The organism is Pseudonocardia sp. Ae505_Ps2 (assembly GCF_001932425.1).
Taxonomy (GTDB): Bacteria; Actinomycetota; Actinomycetes; order Mycobacteriales; family Pseudonocardiaceae; genus Pseudonocardia.
In genome coordinates, this window is record NZ_MCIP01000001.1 from 4,262,714 (window position 1) to 4,277,709 (window position 14,996).

Consider the following 14,996-nt stretch of genomic DNA (forward strand, 5'->3'; position numbering starts at 1 on the left):
GGCTACGAAGGCGAAGCCGACCGGCTCACCGTGCCCATCAAACTCGCCCCCGGCCGCGGGCAGACGGTCAACCAGCGCACCGTCAACACCCTGCACTCAGCCCTTCGTGCTCTGGCCGAACGCGGAAACGCCCTGCTCAAGACCACCTTCGCCGCGTTGCGGCGAGTCACGCTATGTCCCTGGCGCACCGGCGCGATCACCGCAGCTGCGCTCGTACTACTCCACACCGAGTACGACCGCACGACATGATCAACCCGCTACTGAGAACACCTCAGTGAGCGACCGTCACGAGAAGTGTCGGCCGAGATGGGGGTATCAGCAGGCAGCGGCCAGAGAAGGCGGCTCGCGCCGCAGGCCGGTCAGGCTCTGCGGGAACAGCTCGGAAAGATCAACAGACCGAGGAGGAGACGCGACAGAAATCGACGTGTGCGCGCGATGTCAGCGGCAGTCGAATCGTCACGCCGCGACGCTAACCGACGCGCAGTAGTTGGGGCAACCGTCGAGTATGTGCGGCGCGCCTCACCTCGATTCGGTGAAGCTGTTCCGGTGATCGGGCTTCCTGTTCGGTCGGAGTCACCCGAAGATCGGCAGCGGGTATCGCTCTCGGATCACGGGTACCTCGCGGGCCGGGACGGCGACGAGCCACGAGAACTTGTCGGGCGCACCGCGGGTGACAGCGTGACTGCGCGGATGGCACCTCGACGCCCCGGAGGACACGGGATGGTGGGACGGGTCGTCGTGGTCGGGGGCGCCGCGCGGCACCGCTGGCGAACTCACCGCACTCGCGGAGCGGCTGGGAGGGATGTCGGCACGTGGCCGGCTGGCCTGCCGTCCGGACGTCTGCGCCGTTCAGCGAACGGGTCTGTGGGCGGGATCGGCTTGACATCGGGTGCGGCGCGGAGGTTGGGTGAAGTCGTCCATCCAGAGCGGCCGAGAGAACCGGCTCGACGACGCCGCAGCAACCACGTCCCCACGGGCGCAGGTGCTTCCGCCGGAAGCGATGGGGGAGCCGTGCGCCAGTGGATCCGGGGTGTCTGGTCCCGGCGTCGGCACGTGGACTACTGCCGGACGGGGACCGCGCTCTGTCGGTGAGGACCGACCTCGACCCGCCCGTCCTCGGCGAGCTGGTCGTCGCCGAGGTCGCGCACCGCCCGGCCGCCGCGCGGTCCGTTCTGCTGCGGACCCCGCGGGTGCGTCCGGCTGTCTGACTCGTTCCCGTCCTGCCGATCTGTCGACAGACCGGCGGGACACGACACGTGAGGTCGCCATGACCGACACCCTCCCCGTGATCGACCTCTCCCGCTTCCGCGCCGGCCCCGGCGAGCGTGCCGCCGTGCTCGCCGAGCTGCGCTCCGCGGCGCGGGAGGTCGGCTTCTTCTACGTGACCGGACACGGAGTCCCGGACGAGGTCACCGCCGGGATCGACGCGCTGGCGCGGCGCTTCTTCGCGCTGCCCGTCGAGCAGCGGCTGGAGATCGAGAACGTGCACTCGCCGCAGTTCCGCGGTTACACCCGCACCGGTACCGAGCACACCGGCGGCACCGCGGACTGGCGCGAGCAGATCGACATCGGCCCCGAGCGGGAGCCGGTGACCCAGGGCCCGGGCGACCCGGACTGGGTCCGGCTGATCGGGCCCAACCAGTGGCCCACCGCGCTGCCGGAGCTGCGCGAGACCGTGCTGACCTGGCAGGCGGAGGCGCTGCGGGTCAGCCGCGAGGTGCTGCGCGCGCTCGCCGCCGCGCTCGGGCAGGACGAGGGCTACTTCGACGCGTGGTTCGACGAGGAGTCCTCCCTGCACGTCAAGATCGTGCGGTACCCCGGGCGCCCGGAACCGGACTCGGACCAGGGCGTGGGTGTCCACAAGGACTACGGCTACCTCGCGCTGCTGCAGCAGGACGCGGTCGGCGGACTGCAGGTCGAGGGCCCGGACGGGCGCTGGATCGACGCCACCCCGGTCCCCGGTGCGTTCGTGGTCAACATCGGCGAGATGCTGGAGATCGCCACCCAGGGCTACCTGACCGCGACCCGGCACCGGGTGGTCAGCCCGCCGGTCGGGGTGGACCGCTTCTCGGTGCCCTTCTTCCTCGGCCCGCGGCTCGACGCCGTCGTCGAGCCCCTGGAGCTGCCCGCCGAGCTGGCGGCGCAGGTCCGCGGGGTCAGCGAGGACCCGGACAACCCGCTGCACGCCCAGTTCGGGGAGAACGCGGTCGTCGGATGGCTGCGCTCGCACCCGCGGGTGGCCGAGAAGTACTGGTCGGACGTGCTGGCGAGGCGCGCGTGACGTCGTTCGCCACGAGGCAGCTGCACGCGGGGGCGGTCCCCGACCCCGCCACGGGCGCCCGGGCGGTCCCGATCTACCAGACCACCTCCTATCGCTTCACCGACAGCGCGCACGCCGCGGCCGCCTTCGCGCTCGAGGACCTGGAGAGCCACGCCTACACCCGGCTCTCCAACCCGACGACCGCGGTGGTGGAGGAGCGGCTGGCCGCCCTCGAAGGGGGCGCCGCGGCAGTGGCGGTGAGCAGCGGGCAGGCGGCGACGTCGCTGGCGCTGCTGAACCTGGCCCGCGCCGGGGACCACGTGGTCGCCGCGGCGAGCCTCTACGGCGGCACTCATACCCTGCTCTCCTCGACCTTCGCCGACCTGGGGATCTCGGTGACCTTCGTCGAGGATCCCGACGACCTCGACCAGTGGCGGTCCGCGATCACCGCGCGGACCCGGGCCCTGTTCGGCGAGAGCATCGGAAACCCGCTGGGCAACGTCCTGGACCTCGCCGGGGTCGCCGCGGTCGCCCACCAGGCCGGGCTCCCGTTCGTCGTCGACAACACGGTGCCCACCCCGTACCTGCTGCGCCCGATCGAGCACGGGGCGGATGTCATCGTGCACTCGACGACCAAGTTCCTCGCCGGACACGGGACCGCGATCGGGGGGATCGTGGTCGACTCCGGGCGGTTCGACTTCGGCCGCCATCCCGACCTCTGGCCGGGGCTCACCGCACCGGACCCCACCTACGGCGGCCTGTCCTTCCACGCGCAGTTCGGTCCGCTCGCCTACGCCCTGCGGCTGCGGACCCGGCTGCTGCGCGACCTCGGTCCCGCGCCCTCGCCGTTCAACGGGTTCCTGCTGCTGCAGGGGATCGAGACCCTCGACCTGCGACTGGCCCGGCACGTCGAGAACACCCAGGCCGTGGCCGAGTTCCTGGAGGCGCACCCGGCGGTGGAGGCCGTGCACTATCCGGGTCTGCCGTCGAGCCGCTGGTTCGAGGCCGGTCGCCGGTACCTGCCCGCGGGCGCGGGCGCCATCGTGGCGTTCGAGATCCGCGGGGGCCGCGAGGCGGGCGCCCGGTTCGTCGACGGGCTGCGGCTGTTCACCCACCTGGCGAACATCGGTGACGTCCGCAGCCTGGCCATCCACCCGGCGTCGACCACCCATGCCCAGCTCGACCCGGCGGCCCAGCTCGCGAGCGGGGTCACCCCCGGCCTGGTCCGACTGTCGGTGGGCATCGAGGGGATCGCCGACCTGCGGGCGGATCTCGAGCACGCTCTGGAAGGGCGAGAATGAGCACGACGGTCGTCTGGCACCAGGAGTCCCGGCTCGCGGGTCGGCGGGGTGAGCTGCACGTTCACCGCTGGTCGCCCGCCGAGAGCCCGCGGGCGGTGCTGCTCCTGCTGCACGGGCTCGGCGAGCACGCCGGGCAGTACGCCTCGCTCGCCGAGACCGCCGCCGGGGAGGGGATCGAGACCTGGGCCCCGGACCAGGCCGGACACGGTCACAGCGCGGGGGTCCGGGTGCTCGTCGAGTCGGTCGACTACCTGGTGGCGGATGCCGAGACCGTCCTCGCCGAGGCGCGGCGCAGCAGGCCCGGGCTGCCGGTCATGGTGGTCGGGCACTCGCTCGGCGCGGTCGTGGCGGCCCTGCTCGTCGGCGAGATCCGGGGCCGCGGACGCGCCGACCCGGCCGCGGACGTGGCCGGGCTCGTGCTCACCGGATCCGCGCTGCGCGGCGGTCCGAGCCTGCCGCCCGGGATCGACCCGTGGCTGCTGCGCAAGGACCCCGGCGAACTCGTGCGCGATCCGGACCAGGCCGCGCGGGTGCGAGCGGACCCACTGGTGTGGGCGGGCGGGCTGCGCCGCGAGACCCTGTCCGCGCTGGTCGCGGCCACCGCCCGCACCGCGCCGCTGCTCGCCGAAGGCGCGCTCGACCACCTGCCGGTGCTGCTGCTGCATAGCGAGGCGGACGACCTCGCCCCGGTCGCGGGCGCGCGTGAGGTGGCGGCCGCGCTGCCCCGCGGGCGGATCGTGACCTACCCCGAGGACCGGCACAACGTGCTGCACGAGCTCGACCGCGCGACCGTCCACGCGGAGCTGCTGCGCTTCGCGCACAACCTGATCGGAGCATCGCCCGCATGAGACTGGCCCGACTCGTCCCCGCCGCGGCTGCCGTGCTGCTGCTCGCCGCCTGTGGTGGTGGGCCCGCCGAGAGCGCGGCGCCGAGCACGGACACCACCGTCGACGTCCGACTGGTGCTGGAGCCCACCAGCCTCGACCTGACGACGGTGTCGGGCGCGGCCCTCGAGCAACTGCTGCTCGACAACGTCTACCAGGGACTGCTCACCCGCTCGCCCACGGGCGAGGTCGTCCCGCTGCTGGCGCGGGAGGTGCAGACCTCGGCGGACGGGCTCACCTACACCTTCCCGCTGAAGCCGAACCTGACCTTCGCCGACGGCTCCCCGCTCACCGCGGCGGACGTCGTGTGGTCCTACCAGCGGGTCCTCGCGCCGGACTCGAGGAACCCGAACAAGAAGGACTTCGCCGCCGTCGCCGGGGTGTCCGCCCCGGACCCGAACACCGTGGTGCTCACCCTGTCGAAGCGGGACGCCAACCTCACCTACGCGCTCACCAACCGGGCCGGCGCGGTGTACAAGACCGGCACCGACCCGGCGAGCCTGGCCGCCACCACGAACGGCAGCGGCCCCTACACCGTCGCGCAGTGGAACCGCGGCTCCACGATCACCTTGGCGCGCAACGAGAACTACTGGGGCGAGAAGGCCAAGGTCGCCTCGGTGGTGCTGCACTACATCCCCGACCCCAACGCCGCCAACAACGCGCAGCTGACCGGTGAGACGGACGTCGAGACGGCGGTCCTGCCGACCCTGGTGAGCACCTTCGCGGGCCGCGAGGGGCTGCGCGTCGCCGAGGGGATCACGTCGGACAAGTTCGTCCTCGGGTTCAACAACTCCCGCGGTCCGCTCGCGGACCAGCGAGTGCGCTCGGCGATCCGGCAGGCCATCGACAAGAAGGGGCTGCTCACCATCCTCGGCGGGGCGGGCCAGGTGATCGGCAGTGGGGTGGCGCCGACCGACCCGTGGTTCTCCGACCTCACCGCGATCGACCCGTACGACCCGGAGGCCGCCAAGCGGCTGCTGGCCGAGGCGGGCGTGGGCAGCGGGCTCACGCTGTCCCTGCAGGTCCCGAACATCTACCCGGAGACCATCGGCACGTACGTGGCCTCGCAGCTCGCGCAGGTCGGGATCACGGTGAACGTTCAGCCGGTCGAGTTCGCGACCTGGCTGGACAAGGTCTTCACGCAGGCCGACTACGACCTGAGCATCGTCGACCACGCCGAGGCTCGGGACATCGCCAACTACGCCAACCCGCAGTACTACTGGCGCTACGACAGCCCGGTGGTGCAGGACCTCGTGGCCCGCGCGGGGACCGCGGCGAGCGACCGGGAACGGGACGACCTGTACAAGCAGGCGGCCCGGCAGATCTCCGAGGACGCGGCGAGCGACTGGCTCTACAACCCGGGCGCCCGCACCGTGATCCGCGACGGGGTGGAGGGCTTCCCGACCAGCTCGACCAGCTCGCGGCTGGACCTGTCCGCCCTGTCCGCCACGGAATCGTCGTGACGTGATCGCCTTCCTCGTGCGCCGCACGGTGCTCCTGCTGCTGTCGCTGCTGGTGGCGAGCCTGCTCGTGTTCGGCCTGCTACGGCTGCTGTCCGGGGACATGGCGCAGGTGGTCGCGGGGGTGCAGGCCACGCCGGAGCAGGTAGAGCTGCTGCGCCAGGAGCTCGGGACCGACCGGCCCTGGGTGGTGCAGTACCTGGACTGGATCGGAGGCGCTGCGACCGGGGACTTCGGCCGGTCGGCGCTGTCCGGGGTGTCGGTGTCCGCCGAGCTGGGCGCGAAGCTGGCCGTCACGGCGCCGCTCGTCGCGGGCTCGATCCTGCTGTCCGTGCTGGTGGCGGTCCCGCTCGGGGTGCTCGCCGCGGTCCGGCACCGCAGCCGGGTCGGCCTCGGCATCACCGCCGTGTCCCAGCTCGGGATCGCGCTGCCCACGCTGTGGGTGGGGCTCGTGCTGGTGATCGTGTTCGCGGTGCTGCTGGGTTGGCTGCCCGCGCAGGGCTTCCCGACGGCAGGCTGGGCGCAGCCGGGTCGGGCGCTGCGCAGCCTCGTGCTGCCGTGCGTCACGCTCGCGCTGGCCGAGGGCGCGGTGCTGCTGCGGTTCGTCCGCACCGCCACGCTCGGCGTGCTGCACCAGGACTTCCTGCGCACCGCACGGGCGACCGGACTGACCCGCACCGGCGCGTTGCTGCGCCACGGCCTGCGCAACGCCGCCCTGCCCGTGGTGTCCGTCCTCGGGCTGCAGGCGGCCGCGCTCCTGGTCGGCGCCGTCGTCGTCGAGCGGGTGTTCTCGCTGCCGGGCGTCGGGTCGATGCTGCTGACCGACGTGGGAAACCGGGACCTGGTCAAGGTCCAGGGCGAGGTCCTGCTGCTCACCGGTGCCGTCCTGGTCATCGGATTCCTGGTCGACGTCGGGCACCGGCTGGTCGATCCGCGGCTGCGGGTGGCCCGGTGAACGGCCCGGTGAACAGCCCGGTGGACAGCTCGGTGATCCGGCGGGTGCTGCGCGAGCCGGGGGGTGCGATCGGCGCCGCCCTGGTCGGTCTGCTCGTGCTCTCCGCGCTGGTCTCGCTCGTGTGGACGCCCTTCGACCCCACCCTGGTCGACCCGGCTGCGGCGTGGGCCCCGCCGCTGACCGGCGGGCACCCGCTCGGGGCGGACGGCAGCGGGCGGGACCTGTTCAGCCAGCTCCTCGCCGGCGCCCGGATCACGGCGGTGGCGGCGCTCGCCGCGACGGTGGTCGCGGGCGTCGTCGGGGTGGGACTGGCCGCGGCGGTCGCGGTCGGGCGGCGCAGTGGCGACGTCGTCTCGCACCTGATCGACGTCCTCGTCGCCTTCCCCACGCTGCTGCTGGCGATGGTGCTCGCCGCGGTCTACGGCGGCTCGGTGGCCACGGCGGTGGTGGCGATCGGTATCGGCACCGGGGTGAACGTGGCCCGCGTCGGGCGCGCGGAGATGAGCTCGGCGCTCGGGACCGACTACGTCCTGGCGGCGCGGGCGAGCGGCGCCTCCACCTGGCGGATCGTGCGCACGCACGTGCTGCCGAACGTCGCCCCCGTGCTGCTCGTCCAGCTCTCCCTCACCCTGGCCCTCGCCGTGCTGGCCGAGGCCGCGCTGTCCTACCTCGGGTTCGGCACCCCGCCGCCCACCCCGTCGTGGGGCCGGATGCTGCAGGACCTGCAGCAGTACGTGACCGTCCACCCGTGGGCCGTGTTGTGGCCGGGCCTGGCGATCACCGCGGCCGTGCTCGGGTTCTCCCTGGTCGGCGACGCGCTCCGGGACGTCACCGATCCCCGGCTGCAGCGGGAGGTGGTCGTGTGACCCTGCTGGAGATCACCGACCTCACCGTGCGGTTCGGTGACCGTCCCGTGGTCGACGGGGTGTCGCTGCACCTCGGCGCGGGGGAGCGGCTGGGGCTGATCGGTGCCTCGGGGTCGGGGAAGTCGCTCACGGCGTTGGCCGCGGTCGGGCTCGCGCCCGAGGAGGCGGTGGTGAGCGGGAGCGTGCGACTCGACGGGCGGGAGATCCTCGGGCTGCCCGACGGCGAGCTGGCGCCCCTGCGGGGCGGCTCGGTCGGGGTGGTGTTCCAGGAGCCGCAGACCGCGCTGGACCCGTTGATGCGGGTGGGGAGCCAGGTCGCCGGACCCGTTCGGCGGCTCCGCGGCACACCTCGTCGGGCGGCGGCCGAGCGGGCGGTGGAGCTGCTGACCGCCGTCGGGCTACCGGACCCCGAGCACCTCGCCCGCGCCTACCCGCACCAGCTCTCCGGGGGCCAGCGCCAGCGCGTCGGGATCGCGATCGCGCTGGCGGGCGAGCCCGCGCTGCTCATCGCCGACGAGCCGACCACCGCGCTCGACGTGACCGTGCAGGCCGACATCCTCGCCCTGCTGGACCGGCTGGTCCGTGAGCGCGGCACGGCGCTGCTGTTCATCAGCCACGACCTGGCCGTGGTGGCCCAGGTCGCCGACCGGGTCGCGGTGCTGGCCGAGGGCAGGCTCCGCGAGGAGGGTCCGCTCGCCGAGGTGTTGCGCGCCCCCGCGGCCCCCGCGACCAGGGCCCTGCTCGACGCGTACCGGGCGAGTGCCTGGAACCCGCAGGAGGTGCGGCCGTGATCCTCTCCGCTCGTGCGCTGGAACGCCGCTACCCCCTGCCGCGCACCCGCGTGCTCGGGCCCCGCCGCCACCGGGAGGCCCTGCGCGGGGTGGACCTGGACGTCGGCGAGGGCGACGGCAGCACCGGGATCGTCGGGGAGTCCGGCTCCGGCAAGTCCACCCTGGTCCGGCTCCTGCTCGCGCTCGACCGCCCGGACGCGGGCACCCTCATCCACCGCGGCACGCCCGTGGTGCGGGCGGGCCGGGACTTCCGCCGGGACGTCCAGGTGGTCCTGCAGGACCCGTTCGCCTCGCTCGACCCGCGGATGCGGGTGGCCCGGATCGTCGCCGAGCCCCTCGAATGCCTCGACGTCCCGGGCGACCACCGGGCACGGGTGCGGGAGCTCCTCACCGCGGTCGGACTCGGTCCCGAGGCGGCGGACCGCTACCCGCACCAGTTCTCCGGCGGGCAGCGGCAGCGGATCGCGATCGCCCGCGCGCTCGCTCCCGGCCCGCGGGTGCTGGTCGGCGACGAGCCGCTGTCCGCGCTCGACGTCGCCGTCCGGGTACAGGTCATGGACCTGCTGCGGGGACTGGCCGCGGACCTGGGGCTCTCACTCGTGCTCGTCTCGCACGACATCGGCGCCGTGGCGCGGCTGTGCCGGCGGATCGTGGTGCTCCACGAGGGCCGGATCGTCGAGCGCGGGGACACCGCCGAGGTGCTCGCCGCCCCGCGGGACCCGTACACCCGACGGCTGCTCGCGGCCGTCCCGACCCTGCCGGAGCTGCGATGAAGCTGGGCTTCCTCACCCACGTCCACGGCCCGGGCCGGCCCGCGGCAGACGTCTACCGGGACGTCGTGGACACGGTCGTCGCCGCCGAGGAGCTGGGCTTCGACTCCGCCTGGATCGCCCAGCACCACCTGCGCGGGGACTACGGCAGGCTGCCGTCGCCGCTGCTGGTGCTCGCCGCGGCGGCCCAGCGGACCCGGCGGATCCGGCTCGGCACCGCGGTGACCGTCCTGCCCCTCGAACCCCCGCTGCGGCTCGCCGAGGACGCCGCCGTGCTCGACGCCCTGTCCGGCGGCCGCGTCGAGCTCGGGCTCGGCAGCGGTGGCGCGAACCAGGACGCGTTCGGCGCCTTCGGGGCCCGCGTCGAGGACCGGCACGCCCAGTTCGACGAACGCCTCGCCGTGCTGCGCGCGGCCCTGCGCGGCGAGCCGGTGGTCGAGGGGCTCGCCGAGGCGGGCCTGCCCGGGGGCGCGGCGAGCACCGCGGTCCTGCAGCCGCCCGCGCCGGGGCTGGCCGACCGGCTCTGGCAGTCCACGTCGGACCCGAGCCGTGCCGCCGCCGTCGCACGGGCGGGGGACGGGTTGCTGCTCGGCACGGCCACCCACGATCCCGAGACCGTCCAGCGGCCCCTCGCCGAGGCCTACCGGGCCGCGCTCACCGGGCCTGGTCGGGTGGCCGCGGTCCGCGCGGTGTTCCCGGCCGCGGACCGGGCCACCGCACGCGACGACCTCGCCCCTGCCCTCGACGTGCACCGCCAGGCGTTCGTGAGGCACGGGCTCACCGAGCTCGCGGAGTTGACGACCGACCAGTACCTGCGCCGGATCAACGTGCACCTCGGTGCCCCGGACGAGATCGTGCTCGGCCTCGCCCGCGACCCCGGCCTGGGTGATCTCGTGGACGAGCTGGTCGTCGTCGTGTCGCACGAGCGGTCCGAGGTCGCCGCGGACATCGCGCGGCTGGAGGTCGTGGCCCGTGAGATCGCGCCCGCCCTCGGCTGGAGCCCGGCCCGCGAGGCGGTGGCCTGATGCGCCTGGGCTTCCTCACCCACGTCCACGGCGACGAGCCCGCTGGCGCGCTGTTCGCCGGGGTCGTCGAGCTGTTCGTCGCCGCGGAGGAGCTCGGGTACGACACCGGCTGGGTCGCCCAGCACCACCTCCAGCCCCGCTACGGGCGGCTCCCGTCGCCGCTGGTGCTGCTCGCCGCCGTCGCCGAACGCACGCACCGGATCCGGCTCGGCACGGCCGTCAGCGTGCTGCCGCTGGAGGACCCGCTGCGCCTCGCCGAGGACGTCGCCGTGCTCGATGCGCTCTCCGGAGGCCGACTGGAGCTCGGCCTCGGCTCCGGCGGGCCCAGCGCCGCCGAGTTCGCGGCGTTCGGCGCCGTGGCCGCCGACCGGCGTGCCGACTACGACCGGGCCCTGCCCCGGCTGGTGAACGCACTGGCCGGACGCCCGCTGCCCGGCTCCGGCGGCCTCGTCCTGCAGCCGTCCAGCGACCGGGCGGGCAGGCGGCTGTGGGAGTCGTCCACCCGGGTCGACACGGTCGCGGCGGGCGCCGCCGCCGGGCGCGGGCTGCTGCTCGGCGTGGGACCGCACGACCTGGTCCAACGCGAGCTCGCCGAGACCCACCGCGCGCACTGGCGCGGCACCGGCCCCGCGCCGATCGCCGCCGTGCGCGGGATCTTCCCGGACCGCGACCGCCGGGCCGCCCGCGAGCGGCTCGCCCCGGACATCGCCCGCTACCTGCCGCACCACGTCGCCGCGGGCTGGGCCCGCGAGGACACGTCGATCGAGGAGCTGCTCGCGTTGATGAACGTGCAGTACGGCACGCCGGACGACATCGTCGAGGGCCTGGCCGCGGACGCGGTGTTCCGGCCGCACGCCACCGACCTGATCGCCGCGGTGCAGGCCGAGAGCACCTCGCTCGCCGAGGCCCGCCGCGGCCTGGAGGTGCTCGCGACCGAGATCGCGCCGCGGCTGGGGCGGGTGGCGGCGTGAGCCGGCACCTCGGCCTCGGGGCCCTCGTCCACGGCTCCGGCGGGCACATCGCGGGGTGGCGCCACCCCGACGCCCGGCCGGACGGGCAGCTGGACCTCGGGTTCCACGTCGAGCTCGCGCAGACGCTGGAGCGCGGCGGGTTCGACGCGCTGTTCGTCGCCGACGTCGTCGCGATCTGGGGCGAGCACCTCGACTCGCTGCACCGCACGGGGCGGGCCGAGCACTTCGAGCCGTTGACCCTGCTCTCGGCGTTGAGCCAGGTCACCGAGCGGATCGGGCTCGTCGCCACGGCCACCACGACCTACCACGAGCCCTTCCACCTGGCCCGCAAGTTCGCCTCGCTCGACCACCTCTCCGCGGGCCGGGCGGGCTGGAACATCGTGACCTCGGTGGTGCCCCTGGAGGCGGCGAACTTCGGCCGCGACAGCCATCTCGAGCACGGCGCCCGCTACGCCCGCGCGGCCGAGTTCGTCGACGTCGTCGAGTCGCTGTGGGCGAGCCTGGACCCGTTGCGGGACAAGGAGTCCGGCCGCTACTACGAGCCCGCGGGGCTGCGGCTCACCGAGCACGAGGGCGAGCACTTCCGGGTCCGCGGACCGCTGAACGTCTCGCGGCCGCCGCAGGGTCGCCCGGTGCTGTTCCAGGCCGGCTCCTCGGAGACCGGCAAGGACTTCGCCGCCCGCTACGGCGAGGTCGTGTTCACCGGGCAGCCCGACGCCGCCGCTGGCAAGGCGTTCGTCGACGACCTGCACGCCCGGGTCCGCCGGCACGGCCGCGACCCGGACCGGGTGCGGGTGTGGCCGCTGGTGTCCCCGCTGGTCGCGCCCACCGAGACCGAGGCCCGGGCGAAGGCGCGGGCGCTGCTCGACCTGCTGCACGACGACGTCGCCCGCCGCCTGGTGCAGGACAACATCGGCGACGTCGACCTCACCGGGTACGACGTCCACGGCCCGCTGCCCGACATCCCCGACACGAACCGCTCGAAGTCCCGGCGGGACGGCATGCTGGCCCTGGCGCGGCGGGAGAACCTCACGATCCGCGGCCTGGCCGAGCGGTTCTCCGGCGGCACCCTCGCGGGCACCCCCGAGCAGATCGCCGACCACCTCGAGGAGTGGTTCCACGCCGGGGCGGCGGACGGGTTCATGGTGTCCTTCCCCTACCTGCCCGGCCCCGCCGTCGACTTCGTCGAGCAGGTGGTGCCGGAGCTGCGCAGGCGCGGCCTGGTCCGCGACGGGTACGCGGGCACCACCCTCCGCGACCACCTGGGGCTCACGTGATCCACCTGAACGCCTTCCTGAAGCCGCCGGGGGAGTACCTGGCGGCCTGGCGCCACCCCGACTCCCCGGCCGACGGCGGGGTGAACATCGCGCACGTCCGGTCCCTGGCGCGGACCGCCGAGGCCGCCCGGTTCGACGCCGTGTTCCTCGCCGACCTGGTCGGTGTCCCGCTCGCTGACGCGGACGTGCTGAGCCGGGTCTCGGTCGTCAACGACTCCTTCGAGCCCACCACCCTGCTGGCCGCCCTGTCCGCGGTGACCACCCACATCGGACTGGTCGCGACGGCGTCGACCACCTACAACGAGCCCTACCACCTCGCCCGCACCTTCGCCTCGCTCGACCACCTCTCCGGCGGCCGTGCCGGGTGGAACCTCGTGACCTCCCTGAACGACGGCGAGGCCCGCAACTTCGGCCTCGACGCGCACGTCCCGCACGAGCAGCGTTACGCCCGCGCCGAGGAGTACGTCGACGTGGTGCGCGGGCTGTGGGACAGCTTCGACGACGACGCCTTCCTCCACGACCAGGCCTCCGGCCGCTACTTCCGGCCCGAGGCGCTGCACCGGCTCGACCACCGCGGCGCCCACCTCGCCGTGGCCGGGCCGCTGAACATCGCCCGCCCACCGCAGGGGCATCCGGTGATCGTGCAGGCCGGGGCGTCGGAGGCGGGGAAGGCACTGGCCTCGCGGGTCGCGGACGTGATCTTCACCAGCCCCGCGGACGCGGCGGCGGGCCGCGCCTTCCGCGACGAGATCCGCGAGCGCGCCGCCGCCCACGGCCGGGACCCCGACCACGTGAAGATCCTCCCGGCGCTGTCCACGATCACCGGGCGCAGCCGGGCCGAGGCCGAGGAGAAGGCGGCGCGGATGCGCGCGCTGCTGCACCCCCGGGTCGCCCTGGAGGACCTCGGCTACTGGCTCGGCGGGGTCGACCTCACCGCCTACCCGCTGGACGGGCCGTTGCCGGAGCTGCCGCCGTCCAACCAGAGCCGCAGCACCCAGGCCCGGGTCCTGGAGCGTGCCCGCGCCGACGGGCTGACCATCCGGCAGCTCGCCCAGCAGGTGGCGGACGACGACCGGACGCTCGTCGGCACCGGCACGGACATCGCCGACCACATCGAGGAGTGGGTGCGCGCGGGAGCCGCGGACGGCTTCAACGTGATCTTTCCCTACCTTCCGGGCACGCTCGACGACTTCGCCTCGCTGGTCGTCCCCGAGCTCCAGCGACGCGGCCTGCACCGCACGGAGTACCGCGGCCGGACCCTGCGCGACCACCTGGGTCTGCCCCGACCCGCCACCCACCGATCCCGGGAGAACCGATGACCCGCCCCGGCCACCACAACGCGCTCACCGACGTTCCCGGTGTGCTCGTCGGGCACCACGGGCGGGCAGAGGACGGCTGGTTGAGCGGGACCACCGTGGTCGTGCTCCCCGACGGCGGCGCGCTGGCGGCGGTCGACGTGCGCGGCGGCGGCCCGGCGACCCGGGAGACCGCGGCGCTCGCCCCCGGGTTCGGCGGCGCGCGGGCCGACGCGGTGGTCCTGACCGGGGGCAGCGCCTACGGCCTCGCCGCCGCGGACGGCGTGCAGGTCTGGCTGGAGGAACGGCGGGGCACCCCCGACGAGCCGTGGGTGCCGCTCGTGCCGACCGCGGCGCTGTTCGACCTCGGCCGCGGCGGCGAGGTCACGGCCCGCCCCGGCCCGGACTTCGGGCGGGCCGCGGCCGAGGCCGCGAGCGGCGGCCCGGTCCCGCAGGGCACGGTCGGCGCCGGAACCGGGGCGGTCACCGCGGAGATGAAGGGCGGCGTCGGCACGGCCAGTGCGGTGCTCCCGGGTGGCGCCGTGGTCGGGGCACTCGCCGTCGTCAACGCCCACGGGTCCACCGTGGACCCGTGGAACGGGCTGCCGCACGCCGCGGCACTGGGTGCGGACGGCGAGTTCGCCCTGCGCACCCCGGACACGCTGGAACACACGGCCGCCCGTCGGGCGCTCGCCGAGCCGGGCCGGCCCGCCGCGGGACTGCAGCTGCCGAACACCGTGATCGGCGTGGTGGCCACCGACGCCCCGCTCGACCACGTCGCGCTGTGCAGGGCGGCGGAGGCGGGCCACCGGGGGATGGCCCGGGCCGTCCATCCGGTGCACGGCCCGAGCGACGGCGACACGGTCTTCGCCCTCGGCGTCGGTCCCGTGGGCCCCGCCGATCCCGCGCTGCTGGCGGCGGTGACGCACGCGGCGGAACGGACCTTCGCCCGCGCGATCGTCCACGCCGTCCTGGCCGCCACGTCCGTGCCCACGCCGTTCGGTCACATCGCCTCCTACCGTGAGCTCTATCCGCAGGCCACCGCGGCACTGGCGGCGCCCTGAGTGATCGGCCGTCGGCCCCGGATCAGGCGCGCTCGGGGTGCCGGGCGAGCCCTCGCCCTCGTCGTCGCCACCGTGGC

General features: G+C 74.6%; 14 protein-coding genes and 1 riboswitch. All 14 genes read left to right on the top strand.

The window, feature by feature from the left end:
* The coding region (locus Ae505Ps2_RS31330) for a transposase family protein (protein WP_349289833.1) at positions 1–249 on the top strand (249 nt) is incomplete at its 5' end.
* Positions 250–914: 665 nt separating this feature from the next.
* Positions 915–1,007: riboswitch (SAM riboswitch) on the top strand.
* A 260-nt stretch (positions 1,008–1,267) separates the two neighbouring features.
* Positions 1,268–2,281 carry a 2-oxoglutarate and iron-dependent oxygenase domain-containing protein gene (locus Ae505Ps2_RS20220; RefSeq protein ID WP_075306716.1) on the top strand — a complete coding sequence of 338 codons (1,014 nt, stop codon included), beginning with the start codon at positions 1,268–1,270 and terminating at the stop codon, positions 2,279–2,281.
* The gene (locus Ae505Ps2_RS20225; RefSeq protein ID WP_075306715.1) at positions 2,278–3,561 is read left to right on the top strand and encodes an aminotransferase class I/II-fold pyridoxal phosphate-dependent enzyme; all 1,284 of its coding nucleotides are present in this window, start codon (positions 2,278–2,280) and stop codon (positions 3,559–3,561) included. Before Ae505Ps2_RS20220 ends, Ae505Ps2_RS20225 begins: the two co-directional genes overlap by 4 nt.
* On the top strand, positions 3,558–4,409 hold the full coding sequence (locus Ae505Ps2_RS20230; RefSeq protein WP_075306714.1) for an alpha/beta fold hydrolase: 852 nt from the start codon (positions 3,558–3,560) through the stop codon (positions 4,407–4,409). Before Ae505Ps2_RS20225 ends, Ae505Ps2_RS20230 begins: the two co-directional genes overlap by 4 nt.
* Entirely contained in the window at positions 4,406–5,908 is a 1,503-nt protein-coding gene (locus Ae505Ps2_RS20235) for an ABC transporter substrate-binding protein (RefSeq protein WP_075306713.1), read from the top strand. Before Ae505Ps2_RS20230 ends, Ae505Ps2_RS20235 begins: the two co-directional genes overlap by 4 nt.
* Before the next feature lies 1 nt (position 5,909).
* Entirely contained in the window at positions 5,910–6,860 is a 951-nt protein-coding gene (locus Ae505Ps2_RS20240) for an ABC transporter permease (RefSeq protein ID WP_075306712.1), read from the top strand.
* Positions 6,857–7,726, top strand: coding sequence for an ABC transporter permease (locus Ae505Ps2_RS20245; protein WP_349289834.1), 870 nt, complete (start codon positions 6,857–6,859; stop codon positions 7,724–7,726). Before Ae505Ps2_RS20240 ends, Ae505Ps2_RS20245 begins: the two co-directional genes overlap by 4 nt.
* The gene (locus Ae505Ps2_RS20250) at positions 7,723–8,517 is read left to right on the top strand and encodes an ABC transporter ATP-binding protein (RefSeq protein WP_075306711.1); all 795 of its coding nucleotides are present in this window, start codon (positions 7,723–7,725) and stop codon (positions 8,515–8,517) included. The genes Ae505Ps2_RS20245 and Ae505Ps2_RS20250 overlap by 4 nt, the downstream gene beginning before the upstream one ends.
* Positions 8,518–8,597: 80 nt before the next feature.
* Complete coding sequence (locus tag Ae505Ps2_RS20255; RefSeq protein WP_233147751.1) at positions 8,598–9,290, top strand: ATP-binding cassette domain-containing protein; 693 nt, start codon at positions 8,598–8,600, stop codon at positions 9,288–9,290.
* The gene (locus Ae505Ps2_RS20260) at positions 9,287–10,312 is read left to right on the top strand and encodes an LLM class flavin-dependent oxidoreductase (RefSeq protein WP_075306709.1); all 1,026 of its coding nucleotides are present in this window, start codon (positions 9,287–9,289) and stop codon (positions 10,310–10,312) included. The genes Ae505Ps2_RS20255 and Ae505Ps2_RS20260 overlap by 4 nt, the downstream gene beginning before the upstream one ends.
* Positions 10,312–11,283 carry an LLM class flavin-dependent oxidoreductase gene (locus Ae505Ps2_RS20265; RefSeq protein ID WP_075306708.1) on the top strand — a complete coding sequence of 324 codons (972 nt, stop codon included), beginning with the start codon at positions 10,312–10,314 and terminating at the stop codon, positions 11,281–11,283. Before Ae505Ps2_RS20260 ends, Ae505Ps2_RS20265 begins: the two co-directional genes overlap by 1 nt.
* A complete protein-coding gene (locus Ae505Ps2_RS20270) occupies positions 11,280–12,560 on the top strand; it encodes an LLM class flavin-dependent oxidoreductase (protein ID WP_075306707.1) in 1,281 nt (426 codons plus the stop codon). Before Ae505Ps2_RS20265 ends, Ae505Ps2_RS20270 begins: the two co-directional genes overlap by 4 nt.
* A complete protein-coding gene (locus Ae505Ps2_RS20275; RefSeq protein ID WP_075306706.1) occupies positions 12,557–13,879 on the top strand; it encodes an LLM class flavin-dependent oxidoreductase in 1,323 nt (440 codons plus the stop codon). Before Ae505Ps2_RS20270 ends, Ae505Ps2_RS20275 begins: the two co-directional genes overlap by 4 nt.
* Positions 13,876–14,919: a P1 family peptidase gene (locus tag Ae505Ps2_RS20280; protein ID WP_075553871.1), complete on the top strand. Its 1,044-nt coding sequence runs from the start codon at positions 13,876–13,878 to the stop codon at positions 14,917–14,919. The genes Ae505Ps2_RS20275 and Ae505Ps2_RS20280 overlap by 4 nt, the downstream gene beginning before the upstream one ends.
* Positions 14,920–14,996: the final 77 nt, after the last annotated feature.